Here is a 20,729-nt window from a genome sequence, read left to right as displayed (position 1 = left end):
TCTCCGGGATTGACGGGTCAGGGGGTCTGACTTACCCGGCAAGCCTAACGAAAAGATTCGGGGGACGGAAAGCCCGAAAGCGGACCTTGTGGTCAAAAAATGGCGCTTTGCCTGCGGACGCGGCAGCCGGAGGTTTAGTGCACGATGGTTTCTTCGCGGACAAACATGTTTGCCCAGGCGCGGTCGATGAGTTCCGGGCTCATCTGGCTGGGAATCCCCTCGAAGTCGCAGATCGCGATCATCTGGTCGATCAGGAAGACCGGCTGATAATTGGCATAGGCATTGTCGATGGTCGGATATTTTTCCCTGAGCAGGTAGATCAGCGTGTCTTCGTCGATGGGCATCTTCTTCTTGCGGGCGACCAGCGCGAAGATCTTCAGGAAATCCTCCTGGCAGGGGCCGTCGACCTTGATCTTGAAGAAGATCCGGCGCAGTGCGGCGCGGTCGAAGATCTCGTTCGGGTGGAAGTTGGTCGAGAAGATCACCAGCGTGTCGAAGGGCACCTCGAACTTCTCGCCCGATTGCAGCGCGAGAATGTCGCGGCTTTCCTCCAGCGGCACGATCCAGCGGTTGATCAGCGCCTGCGGGGGGTCTGCCTGGCGCCCGAGATCGTCGACGATGAAGACGCCGCCGGTGGCCTTCAGCTGCAGCGGCGCCTGATAGGTGCGCGCGGTCGGATTGTAGACGAGATCGAGCATCGACAACGACAGCTCGCCCCCGGTGATGACGGTGGGGCGGCGGCACAGCACATAGCGCGTGTCGGTGCGGCCTGCGGACCGGCGCAGCGCAGTCGGGTCGTCTTCCTGTTCCTCGGCGGCGGTATGCACGATGGGGTCGTAGACGGTGATCACCTGACCGGCATATTCGATGGCCCGGGGAATATAGATCCGGTCGCCAAGCGCATCGCGTATGCCGTTCGATATCGAGGATTTCCCGTTGCCGGGCGGGCCATACATCAGGATCGAGCGACCGGCGCTGACCGCCGGACCCAGATGGTCGAGCAGCGAATCCGGCAGGATCAGATGGCCCATCGCCCCGGTCAGCTGGCTGCGGGTGATCTGGATGTTGCGGATCGACTGGCGCTTGACCTGTTCGGCATAGACCTCCAGCGGCACCGGCATCGCGCCGTAATATTCCGACTGGGTCAGCGCGTCGAGCGCGCGCGCCTTGCCCGCCTCGGTGAGCTGATAGCCCATCTCGCCGCCCGAATTGGCATGGAGCGTCCCGGTCGCCTCCAGCAGCTTCTGGCCGCGCGCGAGGTCGACAAGCTCTTGCGCGACCGGCACCGGCAGGCAGATCGCCCGGGCGATCTCGGTCACCACATCGACATTCTTGCGGAAGACCGTCTTCAGCAGGATGTCGCGCATCATCACCATCGGCAGCTGCATCTCGGCCAGCGCACGTGGGGCGGGCGGCCCGAAGACCGTCGAGGCTTGCATGTTCATCGCGGGTCCGGGGCTGACTGCGGTATCGGGGCCGAGACTGCCCCGTGTTTCGGGCAATTCTGGGGCAAAGAGCCGGGTTTTCGCGACAATTGCGGGGATCGCAACCTTTCGTTCAGCCGTCTCGGCCAGAAAGGGGCCGCAAGTCGGAGGTTTGCACATGAAGGGACGGTTCCCGGCAGGTCTGGCGGGACTGATGGCGACGATCCTCGCGCTGGCCACGGCGCTGGGGCTGGCCAAGGGCGGTCTGCATGTCTCCAATCACGAGGGCGATCTGCTGCATCTGGCCGACATCGTCCGGCGCGAGGTCGACGGCGAATGGCCGCATCTCGATTTCGTCACGCCGCTGGGGGTCTTGGCCTATGCCCCCATCGCGGCGCTGGCCGCCCTGGGGCTGCCGCTCGGGCTCGCCGTGATCTGGGCGCAGGCGCTGGTTGGCGCGGTCCTGCTGCCCGGTGCGCTCTGGGTCGGACTCAGCCGGCTCGACCGCGGCTGGGCCTGCCTCTTCGGGGCGGGCGTCATGGGGCTGGCCGTGGCACTGGCCTCCGGGGGACCGGAGCCTTGGATCTCGCTCTCGATGCATTACAACCGCTGGGGCTGGGCCATCGCCTTCATCGTGCTCGCGATTGCCATCCTGCCGCCGCGCCGGTCCGGCCCGGGGCAGCAACTGGCCGACGGGCTTGCGCTGGGGCTGGGGCTTGCGGCGCTTGCGCTGATCAAGGCCACCTACCTGCTGGCCTGCGCACCGGTCGCCGTTCTGGCACTGGCGCTGCGCCGCGACGGCCGCGCATTGGCGACCGCGCTGGCGGCGGCGCTGGCGATCTGGGGTGGGCTCACGCTGGTCGCCGGGCCCGGGCTCTGGCCCGCCTATCTGACCGATCTTCTGGAAGTTGCCCGCAACGACATGCGCCCCTTTCCCAGCGATCCGTTTCTGACGGTGATCGGCGGGACACGGACCCTGGCGGGCACGCTGCTTTACCTGGCCGCGGTGATCCTGGCCCGGCGCGGCGGCTGGCGGCAGGAGGGGCTGCTGTTGCTTGCGGCGGGGCCGGGCCTTGCCTATGTGACCTACCAGAACCATGGCAACGCCCCGGTCTGGCTGTTTCTGCTGGGCATCCTGGCACTCGCGCTGCGGCGGCCCGGTACCCCGCAGCCCTCCGGTCTGATGGCCGTCGGCTGGTCGGCGCTGCTGCTGGCCGCTCCCATCTTCCTTGCCCTCTTCGAAAGCCCCATCCGCAATTTCTCTGCGGCCGAGGGCGAGGCTGTCGCGCTTTTGCCCGGCGATCAGGGCCTCTGGATGCCTGCCGCGCGCGCGCTCAGGGTCGAGACCCGAATTGAGCGCCCTCTCGATCTCGACCCGCCCGATTGGTTGGTCGATCCCGGCCCCGAGCCCACCGTCTTTCGTGGAACCGAGCTTGAGGGCTGTGTCGTCACCAACGGGCTTGTGGCCTGGTATCGCGCGATTTCGGAAGACCTCGCGGCGACGGGTTTCGCGGGCCATCCGGCCTTTGTCGCCGATGTGCTGAGCGCCTATTGGCTGTTTGGCGGGGTGGGGCGGCTCGACGGCGGGGCGCCCTGGTACTATGGCGGGTTGCCCGGGATCGAGGGAGCCGAGCTTTTGCTGGTGCCGCAATGCGTTGGCAATATCGACGCGCGGCGCGGCATCCTCGCGGCGGTCGAGGCGGGCGGTTACGAGCTGACCGAGCTGCGCCGGACCCGCGATTACATCGTGCTGGGCATCGCGCCGCCCGCCGCCAGCGCCAGATAAAGGATCAAGGCCGGGCCAAGCGCCAGCCCCATGGGAAAATCGCGCGCCTCCCACGAAGCCCAGCCGGGCAGGGCGCGTCGCAGCCCAGGGATCCGCCGGGCCAGACGATGCGCGGCGAAGGCCACCGGGATCGCGGCGGCCAGCAGAAAGAGAAAGGCGCCGATATCGCCCGGCGCAACGAGGGGGGCCATCGCGGCGGCGAACTTGGCATCGCCCGCGCCCACCGCGCCGATCTGGTTCAGCCCGAAACCGAGCGTCAGCACCACCGCCAGATGCAGCCAGCGCCAGGTCCAGGCGTCCAGCGGCAGCAGCGCGAGCCCGATCAGCGCATAGACCGCGACCAGCGCCAGCACCGCGCGGTTCGGAATGGTCATGGTCCGCAGGTCGCTGAGCGCGGCCCAAAGCGCGATCGGCGTCGCGACGGGCAGAAACCAGAGCGCCTCGGTCATCGGCCCGGCCTAGCCGTGCGCTTCGAGCGCGCGCAGGGCCTGGACCGCGGCCTCGAAATGCTGGGGATGGGTCTCGATGGCCTCTTCCAGCAGGCCCTTGCCAATGGCCACGTCGCCCTGCTTGATCGCGGTCAGGGCGAGCGTGTGGTAAAGCTGCGCCCGCTCGGTCTGGGTCATCTCGATCACCGGCAGGTCGTATTTGCGCTGCGCGCCCCGGGCGAGAACCAGATTGTTCTTGGCGGTAAACAACTTGGGGTCATAGGTCAGGGCATCGACGAAAAGCCGCTCTGCCCCCCGGTAATCGCCCCGCGTCAGCTTGGAATAGCCCCAGTTGTTGTAGACCCCGGCGGGTTTGGTGGTCAGCCCGGCGGCGGTCTCGTAGAAACTGTCGGCCTTGGCCCATTCGCGGTTGCTGTCGGCCACCATCGCCTCGAGCCGGTAGCGCTGATAGGTCTCGAAGGTGGGCGGGATCCTGTCGAGTTCGGCCTCGGCCTTGCCCCAGTCGCCGACGCGGATCAGCGCATCGGCGTAATTCACCCGGTCCGCGTTTCCAGCCTCGGGATGGCGCACCACCTCGGCCCAGGCGGCGACGGCCTCGGCCGGGCGCCTGGCCCGGATCAGCGACTGCGCCAGCCCGCGCCGGGCGGCCAGCTTGTCGGGATCTTCGTCCAGAAGCCGCCGGAAATAGCGGATCGCCTCGTCGGGATCGGCCACCGTCATCATGATGTCGTTGAGGCTGCTTTCATCGCTCGCCAGCACGTCCTGCACCGCGCGGTCGACATCGGTATCGCCGGGTTTCTGGCAGGCCGCGACCGACAGCGCCAGGGCGGCGCAGATCGGGGCCAGAACCGGATGGCGCATCGCGGCGTCCTTTCGGCTGCTCTGTCCTCAGGGCGTGGCCAGAAGCAGGTATCTGCCCTCGCCGCGCCGCACCAGATCGAAGTTGTTCCCTTCGTTCAGGGCGGAATCATAGTCGCGATTTTCGGTTTTAGCGATAGCGAGCCGCAGATTCCGGCGAATGTCGTCAGACCCGCCGCTGTCGAGCGCGAAAGCGGTCTCGAACACCCGACGCGCTTCGCCCACCTCGCCCTTTTCCATCAGCACGACGCCCAGATTGTTCCAGGCGGGCACGAAGCGTTCGTCCTCGGCAATGGCTTGGCGCAGCTGGCTTTCGGCCTGACCGAGCCGCCCAAGCCTCAGATTGGCCGACCCGATCGCCGACAGGACATCGGCGGTCAGTCCCTGTTTTGCCGCGGCGCGGTAATAGGCCTTCAGCGCCAGTTCGTATTCGCCCGCGGCCATCAGGCGGTGGCCGACGACAAGACCGTCGACCGCCTCGTCAAGATGCGGGGCACCGGGCGGGGCGGGCAGGCCCCGATAGGCGGGCGAGAGCCGGTCCGAGGGGGCGCAGCCCGCGCAGATCAGGGCGAGCGCCAGCCCGCAACAGCGCAGAAGGTCAGAACTTGGCGTTGTTGAGCGTGTCGTAGATCGCATAGACCGATGGGCCGATCAGGATGATGAGCAACGGCGGAACCGTGAACATCATCGTGCCCAAAGTCAGCTTGGTCGGCAACTTGTTCGCCTTTTCCTCGGCGCGCATGACGCGCTTGTCACGCATTTCGGCCGAGAAGACCCGCAGCGCCTCGGCGATCGAGGTGCCGAAAGTCGCCGACTGGATCAGCACCGTGACGAAGGATGAAATGTCGGTGACGCCGCAGCGTTCGGACATGTCGCGCAGCACCTGCACCCGGTCCTTGCCGGCCTTCATCTCGTTCGAGACGATTTCGTATTCCGAGGCCAGATCGGGAAAGCCCGCCCGCATCTCGCGCGCGACCCGGAGGATCGACTGGTCGAGCGATTGCCCGGCCTCGACGCAGACCAGCATCATGTCGAGACTGTCGGGGAAGCCGTTGACGATCTCTTCCTGGCGGGTCTGCACCCGGCGTTCGACCCAGTATTTCGGCAGGTAGTACCCGATGGCGCCCGGTACGATCACCGACAGGGCGATCTTTGTCGTATCGACCTCGCCGCTCGCGTTCAGCAGGACCGAATAGACCAGACCGCCTGCCAGAAAGAGAATCCCCAGCGTGAATTGCGCGAAGTGGAACACCCGCACCGCCGATTTCGACCGGTAGCCCGCGCGCAGCAGCTTCAGCCGCGCGGCCGAGAGTTCTTTTTCGTCCTGGGGTTCGAGGAAAGTCGAGAAGCGGTCGAGCTTGTCGGCGCGCGACACCTGGCGCAGGGGCGCCTGCTGGTCGCGGACGGTGGCGGCCTCGGCCTCGCGGACCTGACGCTTGAGCTTTTCGAGAGGGTCGACCCGGCGCTTGAGGAAGACCGGCAGCGACAGCGCGATCAGCCCCACGCCCAGCAGGCCCACCGCGATCAGCGGCGCGAGCGGACCGAAGCGATCGGTGATCCAGCCGGCGACGTAAGCGACGAACTCCATGGCGCTGCCCTCAGACCTTGATGTTGACCATGATGCGCATGAAGATCACGTTCACGACGAGAAACACGGCGACGGCGATGGCGGCCGGGATGAAGGCGGCGGTTTCCTTGACATCGTCGTAATAGTCGGGCTTCAGCACCGAGATCATCAGGATCGCGGCGATCGGAAAGCCCGACAGGAACATGCCTGACCATTTCGCCTCGGCGGTGATCGCCTTGACGCGGCGGAAGAGCTTGAAGCGCGAGCGGATCACCGCGGCGAGACCCGCCAGCACCTCGGCCAGGTTGCAGCCCGATTGCTGCTGGATCGTCACCGCGACCGCGAGAAAGCGCAAATCCTGCATGTCGACCCGTTCGGCCAGATCCTTCAGCGCCTCGCTGACATCGCGGCCATAGGCGGCTTCGTCCGCGATCACGCCGAATTCCGATCCCAGCGGGTCGGGCACCTCCTTGGCGACGATGTTGATGGCCGAGATGAAGGGATGGCCCACGCGCAGCGAGCGCACCATCAGCTCGACCGCGTCGGGCAGCTGTTCCTCGATCAGGCCGAGCCGCTTCTTGGCCTTGCCGTTGACCCAGGTATAGACCCCGCCGACGCCGATCCCGATCGAGGCCAGCACGCGCACCGGAAGCACGGCCCCGGTGCCCAGCGTCAAACCCAGAAAGGCCACGCCCGACAGCACCACCATGATCCCGATCAGCTGCACCGGCGTGAAGGCGATATTGGCCTTCTGCGCCCGCTCGGCCAGAATCGAGTAAAGCGGGATGCCGCGGGCCCGCATGTGCTGGGTCATCTCCTTGCGGAGCTGTTCCAGGACCTTTTCCCGGTCGACGCCCTTTTCCAGCATCTCGAGCCGCCGGTTGACCCGGGCGTTCAGGCTGATCGACTTGCCGAAGACGGTCAGATAAAGCCCCTCGACCAGCGCCAGCACCGAGAGGAAGATCAATCCGTAGATCAGGGGTTCCGCGCCGATTTGCATGGGCTATTTCCCCCGGGCAGGTTCGAAGATGCTGGCGGGCAGGTCGTAGCCCCACTGCCGGAACCGCTCCGAGAAGGCGCTGCGCACGCCCGTCGCGGTAAAGCGGCCGATGATCTTGCCGCTCGAATCGAGGCCCATCCGTTCGTAGCGGAACACCTCCTGCATCGAGATCACCTCGCCCTCCATCCCGGTCACCTCGGTGATCGAGACCATGCGGCGCGAGCCGTCCTGCAGGCGGCTGGCCTGCACGATCAGGTTGACGGCCGAGGCGATCTGGGCGCGCACCGCCTTCAGCGGCATCTCGATCCCGGCCATGGCGATCATGTTTTCCAGACGGCTGACCGCATCGCGGGGGTTGTTGGCGTGGATCGTGGTCATCGACCCGTCATGACCGGTATTCATCGCCTGCAGCATGTCGATCACCTCGTCGCCGCGGGTCTCGCCGACGATGATGCGGTCGGGCCGCATCCGAAGCGCGTTCTTCAGACAGTCGCGCTGGCTGATCGCGCCCTTGCCCTCGACATTCGGGGGGCGGCTTTCCATCCGGCCGACATGGGTCTGCTGCAGCTGCAGCTCGGCGGTGTCCTCGATGGTCAGGATCCGTTCGGAATTGTCGATGAAGGATGACAGCGCGTTCAGCGTCGTGGTCTTGCCCGACCCGGTGCCGCCCGAGACGATGATATTCAGACGGGTCGCGACCGCCGCCTGCAGATAGGCGGCCATCTCTTCGGTGAAGGCGCCGAACGTGACCAGATCGTCGATGCCAAGCTTGTCCTTCTTGAACTTCCGGATCGAGACCAGGCTGCCATCGACGGCGATGGGCGGCACCATCGCGTTGAAACGCGAGCCGTCGGCCAGCCGCGCGTCGACATAGGGGTTCGATTCATCGACCCGCCGCCCCACTGCCGAGACGATCTTGTCGATGATCCTGAGCAGGTGCTTTTCGTCGCGAAAGGCGATGTCGGTCAGTTGCAGCTTGCCCGCGCGTTCGACGAAGATCTGCTTGGGGCCGTTCACAAGGATGTCGTTGACGCTTTCGTCCTTCAAAAGCGGCTCCAGCGGGCCGAGCCCGGTCACCTCGTCGAACAACTCCTGATAGAGTTGGGTGCGGTCGTCCTTGTTCAGGACGACGCCCATTTCCTCGAGCGCCTCGGAGGCGATGGCCTGGATCTCGGCGCGCAGCTCCTTTTCCTCGGCATGTTCCAGCGCGGCGAGGTTCAGGCTTTCCAGAAGCTGTTTGTGCAGTTCGGATTTCAGCTCGCCCAGGCGTTCCTTGCGCTTGCGGTCCTTTTCGCTGGGCGCGGGCTGGGCGGGCAACGCCGGAGGCAGGGACGCGGCGGGCGGCGGCGGCGCCTCGGGCCGGGGCTCGGGCGGCGTGGCGGGCTGGACGGTGCCGGGCTCGGGCTTTCTGTAGCGCGAGAACATTCGTAGCCCCTTTACTGTGCCGCAGTGGCCGCGGCCGTGCCGAGATCGTAAAGCGACGCCGCGAGCTTCTGGATTTCGCGGCGGAGCGGCGACTTGGCCGCGGTCTCGGCGAGGGTCAGGCCGTGATCGCCCGCCTCGGTGATCGCCTTGCCACCGTCGGGAAGCTGGATCTCGATGTCGATATCGAGGCTGTCGGCCAGTCGGCGGACCCGCCCGCGCCCCGACAGGTCGGTGAATTTCGGCGCCCGGTTCAGCGCATAGCGCACCCGTTCGCGCGGAAGGCCTTCGGATTTCAGCACCCGGATCACGCGCAGCGCGTTCTGGGCCGAGCGCATGTCGAGTTCCAGCAGCGAGAAATAAAGATGCGACTGGGTGATCACCGTCTCGGTCCAGTTGACCAGGGTCTTCGGCATGTCGATGACCACGAATTCGAACTGCGAGCGTGCCATGTCGATCAGCGCGTTCACCTCGGGCGGCCCGATGATGTCGAGCGGCAGGATGTCGGAGGGCGCGGTCAGCACATGCAGATCGCTCCGGTAGCTTTGCAGCGCCTGGAGGAAACTGTCGCCGTCCATCGCGCCGATATCGGACAAGAGTTCGAAGACCGCGTCCTTGCGCGGAAGGTCCAGATAGGTCGCGGCCGAGCCGAATTGCAGATCGAGATCCAGCAGGCAGACCCGGCCGCCCGACTTGCGCGCCGCAAGCGCCAGTTCCCAGGCAAGGTTGACCGCGAAGGTCGAGGCCCCGACCCCGCCTGCCAGGCCCTGCACCGACAGCACCACGCCGTCCCGGTTCGAGCGCGACAGCTTGGGCGCGGCGGGATCCGCGGGGGCGGGGGGCGCGAAGGCCGCGGCGGGGGCCTGGCGCAACCGGACGATGGCCTCGTGCAGCGCCCCCTCGGGCAGCGGGTAGGGGACGAAATCGTCGGCCCCCATCCGCATCAGCTGGTGCAGTGCGATCGGGCTCAGCTCTTCGGCGATGACCAGCACGTTCAGCCCGCGCTGCTTGGCGGCGCGGACGATCTCGCCGATGGCCGCGATGTCGGCCTCGTCCGCGTCGTCGACCGCGACCGCGATGAACTCGATGTCCTGCGCCTCGGGCTGGTCGAAAAAGCCGCGCGCCTCGTCGAAGGCAATATCGCCCCAGCCGCCGCCAAGCTCGGCTTCCATGTCCTCGATCAGAAGATCGAAATTCTGGATGTCCCGAGACACCGTGCAGGCCCGGATCGGGGCCTGGTCGGGTATCGACGCTGGCATGCTCGTCATCGTTCCCAAATCCTTCCACGCAGACCGGACAGGGCGGGCGGCCGGCCGCGCCTGCCCCGTTCGCGCACGACTCACTTCGCGCCCGCACGTCGGTCCATGGGCCGAGCGTGAAGAACAACTTGGGCAACATTACGGCCCGAGGTGCGGAATTGTTCGAAAAACCTTCGATCCGCGTCCCAAGCGCGGCTGGTCACCGCGCGGGAGTTAGTGCGGGAGTTGGTCCGGGAACTAGTCCGGCGCGGCGACGTCTGCGGGTTGAAGCGTGGGCTTGGGCTGCGCGCTGTCGAGATAGGCCCGGTAGCTGCGCGCCATGTACTTGCCATCGATCGTCATCGGGCGCGGGCGCAGGAAGGCCGCGACCTCGGTCACGGTGCGGCGGTTCTGCCGCTCGGGCCCCTCGGTATGGACCAGCGGCCGGGTCTCGCCATAGGAGACCACGGCCTGCAGCCGCGCGCGCGGGACGCCGCGCGCCACCATATAGGCCACCGCCGCCTGTGCCCGCCGCATCCCCAGCGCCTTGTTGTAGGGCGCGCTGCCGACCTTGTCGGCATGGCCGTAGACCCGGAAGACCACGAAGGGATAGCGCAGGATCCAGGCCGCCTGCCGGTCGAGCGCGGCCTGCGCAGTGGCGTCGAGCGCTGCGCTGTTGAAGGCGAAGGTGATGGTGCTGGGCACCTCGGCGGCGAAGCGGCGGGTCATGTCGATCGCCATCGCCCGGTCGGAGGTCATCACCATCTGGTTGGTCATCGTGGCGTTGCCAAAGCTGCCATCGTCCAGCGTATCGCCCGCGGGCCGGTTGAAATCGGCAATCTGGCGGGGGCTGCAGGCGGTCAGCGCCAGCGCGGCGCTCAGGGTCACGAAGGCAAGGCGGGCGCGCATGGGTCTACTCCATCACATAGCCGTAGGAGCCGCCGAAATCCTGCCGTGCGACCTCGCCCGCGGCGCCCGAGCGCGGGGTGCGCGGCGAGGAAAGCCGACCGTGCAGGAAAAGGTCGCGCTCGCTTGGCGGGGCCACGCGGTCGGTCGGCAGGGCCAGCGCCTCGCCGCGCGTGGGCGAGACAAGATGCGCGGTGACGATGATCACCAGTTCGCTCTGGTCGCGCTGGTATTCGGAACTGCGGAAGAGCGCGCCCAGGATCGGCACGTCGCCGAGCCACGGCACCTGGCCCTTGAGGCTCGCGAAGTCGTCCTGCAAGAGGCCTGCGACCGCGAAGCTTTCGCCGTCATGCAACTCGACCGTGGTCGAGGTCGAGCGGGTCGAGAACCCGCTGATGATGATGCCGTTGTTGTTGAAGGTCACGGAGGGGTCGATACTGCTGACCTGGGCGTTCATCTCGAGGTTGATGTTGTTGCCCACCACGTTGGGAATGAAATTCAGCGAAATCCCGAAGGGCTTGAACTCGACCGTCACGTCGCCATCGCCGCCGACCACCGGGATCGGATATTCCCCGCCCGCAAGAAAGCTGGCCGCCTGGCCCGACAGGGCGGTCAGGTTCGGTTCGGCCAGGGTTCGGACGAAGCCCTTGGTTTCAAGCGCTTCCAGCAGCACCGCGAATTGCAGATCGCCAGCGCCGATGCCGATCGAGAACACGCCATTGCTGCCGCGCGACCGGGCCGGCGTGGTCGACGGATCGCCGTCGAAAAGATCGCCGAGGTTGGTGCCCTCGGTAATGGTGTTGGTGCCGCCCGCAAAGCCCAGGTCGCCGCCATTGGTCAGGCCCGCGACCCCGAGGCTGGTGCCGAGGCTTTTCGACACGGACCGGTTCATTTCCGAGAACCGGACCTTCAGCATCACCTGCTGGGTGCCGCCGACATTCAGCAGGTTCGAGATCCGTTCCGGCGCATAGCGCGAGGCCAGATCGAGCGCCCGGTCGATCACCGTCTTCGAGCTGACCGTGCCCGACAGCACCAGCCCGTCATTGGCCGCGCGCACCTCGATGGGTTCGCCCGGCAGCACCTCGCGCAGCCGTTCCTTGAGTTCGCTCATGTCGGGGGTCACCTGGACCTCGACATTGGTGATCAGCGTGCCGTCGGGCCCCAGGAGCGTCAGCGTGGTGCGCCCGGGCGACTTGCCCAGCACATAGATTGTGCGGTCGGAGAGGGTCGAGATATCGGCGATCTGCGGGTTCGAAATCGACAATTCGGCAAAGACCTGATCGCTTTCGACCACCACCGCGCGGTTCATCGGGATCGTGAGCTTGCCGGTCGCCAGGCCCTCCAGCGTCCGCAGGGTCTGCGCTCCGGCCTCCGGCGGCAGGGCCGGAATCGCGGCAAGACCCAACAGTCCGGCCGCGAGGATCGTCCGAAATCTCATGTGACCCTGCCTTTCCGATCACGGCTTAGGAGGGGTCTTTCGCCCCTTTTGGCGGTCAGGATGCGGCAAGGCCCTTAAATTTGCAATCATTGCGCGTCGGCCTGGGGCGGCCTGTGGGTATCTCGCAACAATCGCCTCTGTTGGCTCGCTTCGGGGATGCAGTCCATGGTTGTATCCGGCCGCTTTGTCCTTGGCCCCGGCCTCCCGTTCCGATCATGTCGGCCGAAGGGCGGAACGGCTGTCTGCGGCCGGTTTGGCGAATGGGGTCAGTTCGTGCAGGGGATTTCGATCTCGACCACTTCCGACCCGCGGCGGGTTCGAATTGTGCAGATCCGTTTTTGTTCGGGGGCGACTTCGGGGGCGTCCTCGATGCCCAGCAACGCCTTCTGATCGACCTCGACCGCCTCGGCCACCACATCGTCGTTGGCGCCGACCAGCGACAGCGACAACCGCCCGCTCGACTGTGCCTGGGCCAGCGAGGCGACCTGTTGCGGCGAGGCTTCGACCGTGACGGTGCGCGCGATGACGGGCCGCGTGGTGTCCTCGTCGGCGATCTGGTCGATGGCGATCAGGCGGATGCCGGTGTCGATCAGCTTGGTCACCTGTTTCGACTGGCTTTCGCCGGTCCAGTAGACATCGACCCGGTCGCCCGGCCGTAGGAAGCCGGAAACGCCGGAACTGACATCCACCCGGATCGCGAAGGCGCGCATGCCCTTGGTCAGGCGCGAGGTGATGCCGGCATCGGCGCCGGGATCGGTGACCTTGACCCGCAGGAGCGGTTCGCCCGCCTCCATCGCGCGCAGGACGGTACGGAATTGCGGCTGGCCTTCGGGAAACAACTCTTCCTTGGTCTGGAACACGCCTTCGGGCATCGAGTCCTTCGGCCAGAGCACCGGGCGCAGGTTGTCCAGCGTGATCTGCTGACCATAGCGCAGCGGTTCCCTGGCGACGACGACCGGTTCCAGCGCAACCTGCTGAGACTGGGCGGCGCGGGCCGCGGCCAGTTCGCGTTTGGTCTGGTCGAAATAGCCCTGAGCCATATAGACCGCGAACCCTGCCAGACCGAGCCCCAGCAGAAGGACCAGTCCGAAGATCAGGCGCATGGCATGTCCTTTCGTCGCCGACCCGCGGACCGTGCGTTGGCCGCGGAATGCCCTTCGATTTGCCGGATTTGCCACGGGAATGCGGCCATCTCCGGGGGATCCTGACGGGGGCCGGTGGATATTCGGTTAAAGATCGAAGGGATCGCCCAGTGGTTCGCAAACGGCGCACGGCCGGCACAGCAGGAAAGGCCGCTCGCGGAGGAGCGGCCTTGCTGACGTGAGGTGCAGATTTCGCACTATTCGGACGTGGTGGTTTCGCTGCCCCAGCCGAGGTTCGTCAGAGACTGGACCTGTGCGCCCGACAGCGAACTGGCGATGTCGCCGCCGAGGTCGTTCACGCCGCCACGCACGGCGGTCAGGACAGCGATGCCGAGGCCGACGATGGCGGCGGTCAGCACGACCCAGTCGACGGTGACGGCGCCGGACTCGTCCTTGGCGAAGGTCTTGAAGAGTTTGAAGAGTTTCATGGGGGTCCCTCCAGTAGGATGCTCGCTCAGTTCAAATGCCCTTGGGTGAAGGGCCGGACCCCCACCAACGGGGCCGCAACCGCTTCGACCGCGCCATAGGGCCACCGGAATCGGGCAAGAGTTGGGCTGGGCCTTGGCAATTTCCGCCCAAGCGGAAAAAGACCATCGAAACCTTGGGAATTGATCGAAAATGCAATAACAATTGCCTCGAAAACTCTCCGCACGCCGGACGGGTCCGTCAGACCCCTGCCGCAAAGCGGAACCGCAAAGAACCGCAAGGTCGGGCAGGGCAGAACATGCGGCGTCATCTGGAAGGTCTGGTTCTGGCCGGGCTGGTTCTGACCAGCGCGGTGCCCGGACCGGTGCGGGCCGAGCCGCCGCCCTGGCCGGAGTTCACCTTTCGAAGGGTCAAACCGCCCGCCCCGGGTGCGTCAAGACGCATCACCGTTCAGATCGAGCCGCGCGCGACCGTGGTGCCGGAAGCACTGAGCCCGTCGGCCGCTCCGCTGGCCCGCAGCCCCGACGCTGCCGCCGAGCCGCCCGCCGGCAATGCAGCGGACCCGGGTCCGGCCTGGTTCTGGTCGCGGGTGTCGCCCGCGTTGAGCGACAGCAGGCCGGGGCGGCTGGCGCCTGCGCTGGTGGCACTGGGCGAGGCGCCGCCCGGCGAAGCGGCGCGCGCGCCCCGGCTGCAGCTTTTGCAGGACATCGCCGAGACCCATGGTCGCGCGATCCTGTCGGCCACGGTCGGCACCCGGGTCTCGCCCGCGCTGGCGCTGGCGGTGATCGGGGTCGAAAGCGGCGGGCGCGGCCGGGCGCTCAGCCCGAAGGGGGCGCTGGGTCTGATGCAGCTGATGCCCGCCACGGCCCGGCGCTTCGGCGTGGCCGATGCCGCCGATCCCGTCGCCAATATCCGCGGCGGCGTGGCCTATCTCGACTGGCTGATGGGCGAGTTCGGCGGCGATCCGGTGCTGGTGCTGGCCGCCTATAATGCCGGAGAGGGGGCGGTGCGCGCCCATGGCGGCGTTCCGCCCTATCCGGAAACGCGCGATTATGTGCCGAAAGTGCTGGCAGCCTGGGCGGTGGCCCGGGGGCTGTGCCGGACCCCGCCCGAGCTGATCAGCGACGGCTGCGTGTTCCGGGCCAAGGGCAGGGGATAGGATGCAACGCCAGAAACCGCTGGTCCTCGACGTCGACGGGACCTTTCTGAAGACTGATCTCGGGCTTGAATGCTTCTGGAACGGGCTCGGCCGGGCGCCGCTGAAGACGCTCAGGGCGACGGCCATGCATCTTCGCGACCGGGCCGGGCTTTGCCGCGAGCTGGCGCGGATCGCTCCGCCCCGGGTCGATCTCTTGCCGCTTAGCCCCGAGATGGCGACCCGCGCGCTTGAGGCCTGCGAGGCCGGGCGGCCGGTGGTGCTGGCAGGCGGGGCCGATCCGGGGCTCGTCGCCGCGCTGGCCGGGCATTACGGATTTGTCGAAGAGGGCGCCGGCGCAGAGGGGGCAGCCCCGCCCGAGGGGGCCGCCAAGGCGCGGGCGCTGGCCGAACGGTTCGGGCGTCGCGGTTTCGACTATGCCGGCGCCAGGGCCGCCGACCGCCCCGTCTGGCGCGAGGCCGACCGGGCGTTGCTGCTGGGGCGGCAGCACCGGCTGGCGGCCGAACTGTCGGCGGCGGGCCATCCGGTCGAAGAGATCCCGGCGGGCTGGAAGCTGCGCGACCTCGGCCGGGCGCTCCGGCCGCATCAATGGGTCAAGAACGTGCTGCTGCTGTTGCCCGCGCTGGCCGCGCATGATTTCCGGCCCGAAACGCTGGCGCTGGTGCTTCTGGGCATCCTGGCCTTCTCGGCTGCCGCGTCCTGCATCTATATCGTCAACGACCTGCTCGACCTCGAGGCCGACCGGCTGCACGAAACCAAATGCCGCCGCCCCTTTGCCTGCGGCAAGGTGCCCATCGGCGCGGGCATGGCGGCGGGCGCGGTACTGGCGCTGATGGCCCTCGGTGTCGGCGCGGCGCTGGGGCCGTCCTTCCTGGCCGTGGTTCTTCTCTATATGGCGCTGTCGCTGGCCTATTCGCTGCGGCTCAAGCGGATGCGCTGGGTCGATATCGCGACGCTGGCCGCGCTTTACACGATCCGCGTGGTGGCGGGGGCGGCGGCCGGCGGAGGCGAGGCGTCCTTCCTGATGCTGGTCTTCGTCTTTCCGGTCTTCGTGACGCTGGGCTGCGTCAAGCGGATGACCGAACTGGCCCGGGCCGAGACCGACGAGCGCCTGCCCGGCCGGGGCTATGGCCGGGGCGACCGGGGCGATTTGCTGAACATGGCCGGGATCGGCGTGGTGGGGGCGCTGGTGGTCTTCGTCGCCTACAGCTTTTCTGCGCAGGCCGAGGCGCTTTATCAGACCCGCTGGCTGCTTTGGGCGGCGGCCCTTCCGCTGGCGGTCTGGCTGGTGCGGATGGTCTGGCTCGGCTTTCGCGGACAGCAGGATTACGACCCCATCGTCTTTGCGCTCCGCGACCGGGCGGGGCTGGGGCTGATCTTCTTCGCGCTGTCTTTCATGTTCTACAGCGCCGGGCTCTGGCAGCGCTGGTTCGGCTTCTGAGCCGCCCGGCCCCGGCATCGGACAGGGCCGGACGGCGCCGGTCTCAGACCGAAAGCTTCTTGAAGACCCGTTCCGGGATCAGCCGGATGATGCCCATGATCCCCATCCAGAAAAACGGCGTGTAGATCACGTTGCGCTGTTTTTCCAGCGCGCTCAGGATGTCCGTGGCGACCTTGTCGGGCGAGGCCACGAGGAACATCCCCTCGATCCCCCAGGTCATCGCGGTATCGGTAAAGCCGGGCTTGACCGTCAGCACATGCCCGCCCGCGCGGCCCAGCCGGTTGCGCAGCCCCGACAGATAGGTGGCAAAGGCCGCCTTGGCCGCGCCATAGACATAGTTGCTGATCCGCCCGCGATCGCCCGCAACCGAGCCCACGCCGATGACGGTGCCAGCCCCCCGGGCCTCGATGATCGGGGCCAGCCCCTGCAACAGCCGGGCCGGGCCGGTGAAGCTGTCGGTGACGACGCCCTCGATCAGGCCGGGATCGGCGTCGATCTCGGCCTGGGGCGGCATCGAGCCGACGAAGACCGCGGCCGAGACCGTGCCCTCGCAGGCCTTGGCGCGGGCAAGGATCGGGGCCACGCAGGCGGGCTCGCGCGCGTCGAAGCGGACGACCTCGGCGAAGGCCGCGCCCCGGACGCGCGCGTCGGCCGCGTCGCGTTCGAGGTCCGCCAGGTCGCGCCCGGCAAGGATCAGCCCGTCGCCGCGCGCAGCCAACCGGCGCACCAGCGCCCGCGCCATCGAGGACGAGGCCCCGAGAACGATCCAGGTCTCTGCCATCACGCGCTCCTCAGTTTCAGCCGCCGCACCAGATCGGTGGCGAGACGCCGCTCGGGGTCGGCCTTGGCCGCCTCGGCGCGCCAGGCCTCCAGTTCGGGATACATCGCGGCCATGCTTTCGGGCCGCGCCAGGGCGTCCTTGGCCAGATAGATGCGGCCGCCCGCGGCAATCACCTGTTCCTCGAGCCGCGCGTAAAGCGCTGGCACCCTGGCGCGGGCGGGCAGGTCGACGGCCAGCGTGTAGCCGTCCATCGGGAAGGACAGATGCCCGGCGCGGCCCGGCCCCATCCGTTTCAGGACCGCCAGCGGCGAGGCGACGCCGCCCCGCGCGATGGTGGTCAGGATCTCCTTCAGCGCGGGCGCCCGGTCGGCAGGCACCACGCATTGGAACTGGTGAAAGCCGCGCTTGCCGTACAGCCGGTTCCAGTCGGTCAGCGCGTCGAGCGGGAAGAAGAATTCGTCCAGCGCCCGGGTCCGCTTGCGCCCGCTATCGGGCACGCCCGATCCGTACCAGCGGTTGAAGATCTTCACCACCGGCCAGGACAAAAGCGCCCGAGGCGCGTCGAAGGGCACGGGCTTCGGCCTGCGCTCGGGGCCGGGGCGGGTGCCCTCGACCAGCGTGCCCTCTTCGAGAATGCCGCGCCCAAGCCGCTTGCGTTTCGCCGTCGCGTCGATCCAGCCCACCGTGAAGTCGGCCTCGGACGCGTCGAGCGCGGCGATGAAGCTGTCGAAATCCCGCATCCGGGTTTCCACCACCTTCATCCGCTGGCCCGGGATCGCCATCAGTTTCAGCCGCGCCGAAAGGATGGCGCCGGTCTGGCCCTGACCGCCCATCGTGGCGCGGAACAGTGCGGGATCGGAGGCCGGGCTCACCTCGCGCGGGCCCGTCTGCGTCATCAGCGTCACCGCCAGCACATGTTGCCCGAAGCTGCCCGCGCCATGATGGTTCTTGCCGTGGACGTCATTGGCGATGCAGCCGCCGATGGTGGCCAGGCCGGTGCCGGGCATCACCGCGGGCATCCAGCCTTGCGGCGCCAGCAGCTTCAGCAGCGCGCCGATGGTGGCGCCGGCCTCGACCTCGATCACGCCCGTCTCGGGGGCGAAGGCCAGAAGCCGGTCCATCCGCGTCATCTGCACCGCGGCGCCGTCGGCGTTCAGCGCGCCGTCGCCATAGGACAGGCGATTGCCGATCGCGGGACCGCCTTCGGCCAGCGCGTCCCTTAGGGCCGAAACCCGCTCTGGCCGGGCGATCCGCCCCCTGGCCCGAAGGGCCCGGCCCCATCCCGCATAGTCAGCGGTCTTCCACTGCATCAGCCGTCCTTTTCGACATCCGTTCCGCCACCGGAAAGACCAGTGCGCCGATCCCGATCGCAAACCACAGCGTGGTCACCCGGATCACCGCCGTGGCCGCGACCGAAGTCTCCAGCGGCAGTCCCTCGAGCGCAAGAAGCGCAATCATCGCAGCCTCGGCACCGCCCAGACCGCCCGGCGCGCCGGTCAACCCGCCCGCCAGCGTGGCAAAGACGAAGATCCCGACGGCCTTCCAGAGCCCGATATCGGCTCCGAGCCAGACCAGCAACAGGTGAAAGGCATAGCCCTCGGCCATCCAGCCAAGGGACCCCAGCAGGATCGAGGCCGCAAGGACCCGGGCGTCGGTGAACTGGCCCAGCGTCCGCGCCATGCCGCGCAGCCGCCCGAACAGCCGGGGCCAGCGGCCGACGATCCGGTAGCCGCGGGTCACCAGCGCCGCCATCAGCCGCCCGTGGGTCGCGGCCGCCGCCGCCCCCAGCGCCAGCGCGGCCACCGGAATCGCCCCGGCGATATGGCCCGAGGACAGCGCCAGTGCCGCGCAGAGGATCAGCGCCATCGCCACCAGATCGGCGGCCCGGTCCATCACGAAAAGAGGGGCCGAGCGGTCCAGCGGCAGCCCGGTCTCGCGCCGGATCCAGCGCATGCGCACCAGCTCGCCCAGCCGCCCGGGCGTCGCGATCATCAGAAACCCGCCCAGATAATGGCGGATGTCGCGCCAGAGTCCCGGCGGCAGGCCGACCCGGCGGCCGAACAGGTTCCAGCGCAGCGACCGCAGCAGGTAGTTGGCCAGCGACAGGGCCAGCAGGGCTGCCCCCTGCATCCAGCCAAGCCGTGCAAGCTGGCCCATGGTCTGGTCCCAGCCCGTGGCCGCAGCCAGACCGGCAAGGCTGGCCAGCACCAGACTCAGAAGGCCGCCCATCAGCAGGGCGTCGCGGAGGCGACGGGAGGCGGGCGCGGCGTCCGAGGCAGAGGGAATCTTTGTCATGGTCATCTCACCGGCCAGATAGCACGGCATTGCCGGAAGACTGCGAACCGTTTTCCCGGAAACTTAAGATTGTCCGGCACCTCGGTCCGGCTGGCTGATTTCTGACATTTGTATGTGCGATAACGCACCATCTACACGGAATAAACAAGCTTTTGTGCTTTGAAATTGGGAAGGGCTCATGCCATTTATGCCTCATCGGACGGCAACAAGCCGTCATAACAAGCACACAAGGAACGAAACGATGAAAACTCTTGCTCTTACCGCCGCCGCTCTTGTCGCCCTCTCTGCGCCCGTCTTTGCCCAGTCGCAGCTGGAACAGGACCTGAGCGTCCAGCCCGGCGCCTACTCGCTCAACCAGCTGATCGAGCTGAAAGCGGCCGCCGAGAAAGACGGCGTGAATGGCTGGGTGCGCTTCGACACCGCCGCGCCGGCGACCAATGTCTCCATGTCGACCTCGGGCTATGCCGATGCGCGCGTCGCCCGGATCGTGGCCGCCCATGCGAAAGCCAGCGATAACGGCTACACCTCGGTTGTCGGCTACCGCGACAACGGCCCGGCGAACGAAAAAATCGCCAACGCCCGCGTTGCCGAAATCGCCGCCGAACTGGCTGCGAGCGCTGACTGATCTGCAGAGGGCAGGGCTCTGACGAGTTCCGCCCGACCCGCACGGAAGGTGCCAGAGCGCACCGCCCGTGCCGGAGAGGTGAACTGCAAAAAGGCCGCACCGGGGCACCGGCGCGGCCTTCTTCATGTCCGGCAGGAGGACCGGTCAGTCGACGATGCGGGCCTCGGTCGCGGCGCGGATTTCGTCCTCGGTGACGCCGTCCGCACATTCGACGATCCTCAGCCCGCCCTCGACCACGTCGAGCACGCCGAGATTGGTGATGATCCGGTTCACGACCCCGGTCCCGGTCAGCGGCAGGGTGCAGGCCTTCAGGACCTTCGACTCACCATGCTTGTTGGTGTGGTCCATCACCACCACCACCCGGCCGACGCCCGCGACCAGGTCCATCGCGCCGCCCATGCCCTTGACCAGCTTGCCGGGGATCATCCAGTTCGCCAGGTCGCCGTTTTCGGCCACTTCCATCGCGCCGAGGATCGCCATCGCGATCTTGCCGCCCCGGATCATGCCGAAGCTGGTGGCGCTGTCGAAATAGGCCGAATGCGGCAGCTCGGTGATGGTCTGCTTGCCGGCATTGATGAGGTCGGGGTCTTCCTCGCCCTCGACCGGGAAGGGGCCGATGCCCAGCATCCCGTTTTCCGATTGCAGCGTGACGTTCACGCCCTCGGGGATGTAATTGGCCACCAGCGTCGGAATGCCGATGCCCAGATTGACATACATCCCGTCCTTGAGTTCCTCGGCGGCGCGCGCCGCCATCCGGTTGCGGTCCCAGGCCATA

General features: G+C 67.4%; 20 protein-coding genes. 4 read left to right on the top strand and 16 right to left on the bottom strand.

Translation table 11 applies throughout. From position 1 onward, the window contains the following. Positions 1–134 precede the first annotated feature (134 nt). Positions 135–1,445 carry an ATPase gene (locus EV657_RS10355; protein WP_075786250.1) on the bottom strand — a complete coding sequence of 437 codons (1,311 nt, stop codon included), beginning with the start codon at positions 1,443–1,445 and terminating at the stop codon, positions 135–137. Between the two features lie 157 nt (positions 1,446–1,602). Between EV657_RS10355 and EV657_RS10350 the strand changes: the two genes are divergently transcribed. Then, entirely contained in the window at positions 1,603–3,210 is a 1,608-nt protein-coding gene (locus EV657_RS10350; RefSeq protein WP_134077831.1) for a hypothetical protein, read from the top strand. Here EV657_RS10350 and EV657_RS10345 read toward each other — a convergent pair. From EV657_RS10345 to EV657_RS10295, 11 genes are all read right to left on the bottom strand, one after another. Next, positions 3,165–3,659 (bottom strand): prepilin peptidase, encoded by a 495-nt coding sequence (locus EV657_RS10345; protein ID WP_113668164.1) that lies wholly within the window; start codon positions 3,657–3,659, stop codon positions 3,165–3,167. The genes EV657_RS10350 and EV657_RS10345 overlap by 46 nt on opposite strands. Before the next feature lie 9 nt (positions 3,660–3,668). Then, positions 3,669–4,520: a tetratricopeptide repeat protein gene (locus tag EV657_RS10340; RefSeq protein ID WP_134077830.1), complete on the bottom strand. Its 852-nt coding sequence runs from the start codon at positions 4,518–4,520 to the stop codon at positions 3,669–3,671. Between the two features lie 27 nt (positions 4,521–4,547). Beyond that, complete coding sequence (locus EV657_RS10335; protein WP_134077829.1) at positions 4,548–5,153, bottom strand: tetratricopeptide repeat protein; 606 nt, start codon at positions 5,151–5,153, stop codon at positions 4,548–4,550. Further along, positions 5,116–6,105, bottom strand: a complete 990-nt coding sequence (locus tag EV657_RS10330; protein ID WP_134077828.1) for a type II secretion system F family protein — start codon at positions 6,103–6,105, stop codon at positions 5,116–5,118. The genes EV657_RS10335 and EV657_RS10330 overlap by 38 nt, the downstream gene beginning before the upstream one ends. Before the next feature lie 10 nt (positions 6,106–6,115). Continuing rightward, the gene (locus EV657_RS10325) at positions 6,116–7,084 is read right to left on the bottom strand and encodes a type II secretion system F family protein (RefSeq protein WP_134077827.1); all 969 of its coding nucleotides are present in this window, start codon (positions 7,082–7,084) and stop codon (positions 6,116–6,118) included. Between the two features lie 3 nt (positions 7,085–7,087). After that, positions 7,088–8,509, bottom strand: a complete 1,422-nt coding sequence (locus EV657_RS10320) for a TadA family conjugal transfer-associated ATPase (protein ID WP_075786243.1) — start codon at positions 8,507–8,509, stop codon at positions 7,088–7,090. Between the two features lie 11 nt (positions 8,510–8,520). Then, on the bottom strand, positions 8,521–9,774 hold the full coding sequence (locus EV657_RS10315; RefSeq protein ID WP_075786242.1) for a CpaE/TadZ family protein: 1,254 nt from the start codon (positions 9,772–9,774) through the stop codon (positions 8,521–8,523). Between the two features lie 228 nt (positions 9,775–10,002). Further along, a complete protein-coding gene (locus tag EV657_RS10310; protein ID WP_113668169.1) occupies positions 10,003–10,653 on the bottom strand; it encodes an OmpA family protein in 651 nt (216 codons plus the stop codon). Between the two features lie 4 nt (positions 10,654–10,657). Then, positions 10,658–12,088 carry a type II and III secretion system protein family protein gene (locus EV657_RS10305; RefSeq protein ID WP_075786240.1) on the bottom strand — a complete coding sequence of 477 codons (1,431 nt, stop codon included), beginning with the start codon at positions 12,086–12,088 and terminating at the stop codon, positions 10,658–10,660. Between the two features lie 266 nt (positions 12,089–12,354). Then, positions 12,355–13,191: a Flp pilus assembly protein CpaB gene (gene cpaB / locus EV657_RS10300; protein ID WP_075786239.1), complete on the bottom strand. Its 837-nt coding sequence runs from the start codon at positions 13,189–13,191 to the stop codon at positions 12,355–12,357. Positions 13,192–13,427: 236 nt separating this feature from the next. Then, positions 13,428–13,658, bottom strand: coding sequence for a Flp family type IVb pilin (locus EV657_RS10295; protein WP_134077826.1), 231 nt, complete (start codon positions 13,656–13,658; stop codon positions 13,428–13,430). 296 nt (positions 13,659–13,954) lie between these two features. Here EV657_RS10295 and EV657_RS10290 point away from each other — a divergent pair, with 296 nt between their 5' ends. After that, the gene (locus tag EV657_RS10290; protein ID WP_134077825.1) at positions 13,955–14,815 is read left to right on the top strand and encodes a lytic transglycosylase domain-containing protein; all 861 of its coding nucleotides are present in this window, start codon (positions 13,955–13,957) and stop codon (positions 14,813–14,815) included. Position 14,816: 1 nt separating this feature from the next. After that, the gene (locus EV657_RS10285) at positions 14,817–16,253 is read left to right on the top strand and encodes a UbiA family prenyltransferase (protein WP_134077824.1); all 1,437 of its coding nucleotides are present in this window, start codon (positions 14,817–14,819) and stop codon (positions 16,251–16,253) included. A gap of 43 nt (positions 16,254–16,296) precedes the next feature. On the opposite strand, the gene EV657_RS10280 is transcribed toward EV657_RS10285, so the two are convergent. From EV657_RS10280 to EV657_RS10270, 3 genes are read right to left on the bottom strand one after another with little or no spacing between them, the layout of a single operon-like run. Further along, positions 16,297–17,034, bottom strand: a complete 738-nt coding sequence (locus tag EV657_RS10280) for an SDR family NAD(P)-dependent oxidoreductase (protein ID WP_134077823.1) — start codon at positions 17,032–17,034, stop codon at positions 16,297–16,299. Further along, positions 17,034–18,344: an FAD-binding protein gene (locus tag EV657_RS10275; RefSeq protein ID WP_134077822.1), complete on the bottom strand. Its 1,311-nt coding sequence runs from the start codon at positions 18,342–18,344 to the stop codon at positions 17,034–17,036. Before EV657_RS10275 ends, EV657_RS10280 begins: the two co-directional genes overlap by 1 nt. Beyond that, entirely contained in the window at positions 18,325–19,329 is a 1,005-nt protein-coding gene (locus EV657_RS10270) for a lysylphosphatidylglycerol synthase transmembrane domain-containing protein (RefSeq protein WP_113668255.1), read from the bottom strand. Before EV657_RS10270 ends, EV657_RS10275 begins: the two co-directional genes overlap by 20 nt. Positions 19,330–19,570: 241 nt before the next feature. On the opposite strand from EV657_RS10270, the gene EV657_RS10265 reads away from it, so the two are divergent. Then, the gene (locus tag EV657_RS10265) at positions 19,571–19,954 is read left to right on the top strand and encodes a hypothetical protein (protein WP_134077821.1); all 384 of its coding nucleotides are present in this window, start codon (positions 19,571–19,573) and stop codon (positions 19,952–19,954) included. 144 nt (positions 19,955–20,098) lie between these two features. On the opposite strand, the gene EV657_RS10260 is transcribed toward EV657_RS10265, so the two are convergent. Continuing rightward, positions 20,099–20,728 carry a 3-oxoacid CoA-transferase subunit B gene (locus EV657_RS10260; RefSeq protein WP_075786232.1) on the bottom strand — a complete coding sequence of 210 codons (630 nt, stop codon included), beginning with the start codon at positions 20,726–20,728 and terminating at the stop codon, positions 20,099–20,101. Position 20,729 lies beyond the last annotated feature (1 nt).

Origin of the sequence: Rhodovulum visakhapatnamense, from assembly GCF_004365965.1 — a bacterium.
Taxonomy (GTDB): domain Bacteria; phylum Pseudomonadota; class Alphaproteobacteria; order Rhodobacterales; family Rhodobacteraceae; genus Rhodovulum; species Rhodovulum visakhapatnamense.
Note: the sequence above shows the minus strand (reverse complement) of the source record. Positions and strands in the feature narration are given on the sequence as shown.

Excerpts from the sequence above, each read along its gene's own strand:
- EV657_RS10355 (WP_075786250.1), bottom strand. The coding sequence starts at position 1,445 with ATGAACATGCAAGCCTCGACGGTCTTCGGGCCGCCCGCCCCACGTGCG.
- EV657_RS10350 (WP_134077831.1), top strand. The coding sequence starts at position 1,603 with ATGAAGGGACGGTTCCCGGCAGGTCTGGCGGGACTGATGGCGACGATC.
- EV657_RS10345 (WP_113668164.1), bottom strand. The coding sequence starts at position 3,659 with ATGACCGAGGCGCTCTGGTTTCTGCCCGTCGCGACGCCGATCGCGCTT.
- EV657_RS10340 (WP_134077830.1), bottom strand. The coding sequence starts at position 4,520 with ATGCGCCATCCGGTTCTGGCCCCGATCTGCGCCGCCCTGGCGCTGTCG.
- EV657_RS10335 (WP_134077829.1), bottom strand. The coding sequence starts at position 5,153 with ATGCGATCTACGACACGCTCAACAACGCCAAGTTCTGACCTTCTGCGC.
- EV657_RS10330 (WP_134077828.1), bottom strand. The coding sequence starts at position 6,105 with ATGGAGTTCGTCGCTTACGTCGCCGGCTGGATCACCGATCGCTTCGGT.
- EV657_RS10325 (WP_134077827.1), bottom strand. The coding sequence starts at position 7,084 with ATGCAAATCGGCGCGGAACCCCTGATCTACGGATTGATCTTCCTCTCG.
- EV657_RS10320 (WP_075786243.1), bottom strand. The coding sequence starts at position 8,509 with ATGTTCTCGCGCTACAGAAAGCCCGAGCCCGGCACCGTCCAGCCCGCC.
- EV657_RS10315 (WP_075786242.1), bottom strand. The coding sequence starts at position 9,774 with ATGACGAGCATGCCAGCGTCGATACCCGACCAGGCCCCGATCCGGGCC.
- EV657_RS10310 (WP_113668169.1), bottom strand. The coding sequence starts at position 10,653 with ATGCGCGCCCGCCTTGCCTTCGTGACCCTGAGCGCCGCGCTGGCGCTG.
- EV657_RS10305 (WP_075786240.1), bottom strand. The coding sequence starts at position 12,088 with ATGAGATTTCGGACGATCCTCGCGGCCGGACTGTTGGGTCTTGCCGCG.
- cpaB (WP_075786239.1), bottom strand. The coding sequence starts at position 13,191 with ATGCGCCTGATCTTCGGACTGGTCCTTCTGCTGGGGCTCGGTCTGGCA.
- EV657_RS10295 (WP_134077826.1), bottom strand. The coding sequence starts at position 13,658 with ATGAAACTCTTCAAACTCTTCAAGACCTTCGCCAAGGACGAGTCCGGC.
- EV657_RS10290 (WP_134077825.1), top strand. The coding sequence starts at position 13,955 with ATGCGGCGTCATCTGGAAGGTCTGGTTCTGGCCGGGCTGGTTCTGACC.
- EV657_RS10285 (WP_134077824.1), top strand. The coding sequence starts at position 14,817 with ATGCAACGCCAGAAACCGCTGGTCCTCGACGTCGACGGGACCTTTCTG.
- EV657_RS10280 (WP_134077823.1), bottom strand. The coding sequence starts at position 17,034 with ATGGCAGAGACCTGGATCGTTCTCGGGGCCTCGTCCTCGATGGCGCGG.
- EV657_RS10275 (WP_134077822.1), bottom strand. The coding sequence starts at position 18,344 with ATGCAGTGGAAGACCGCTGACTATGCGGGATGGGGCCGGGCCCTTCGG.
- EV657_RS10270 (WP_113668255.1), bottom strand. The coding sequence starts at position 19,329 with ATGACAAAGATTCCCTCTGCCTCGGACGCCGCGCCCGCCTCCCGTCGC.
- EV657_RS10265 (WP_134077821.1), top strand. The coding sequence starts at position 19,571 with ATGAAAACTCTTGCTCTTACCGCCGCCGCTCTTGTCGCCCTCTCTGCG.
- EV657_RS10260 (WP_075786232.1), bottom strand. The coding sequence starts at position 20,728 with ATGGCCTGGGACCGCAACCGGATGGCGGCGCGCGCCGCCGAGGAACTC.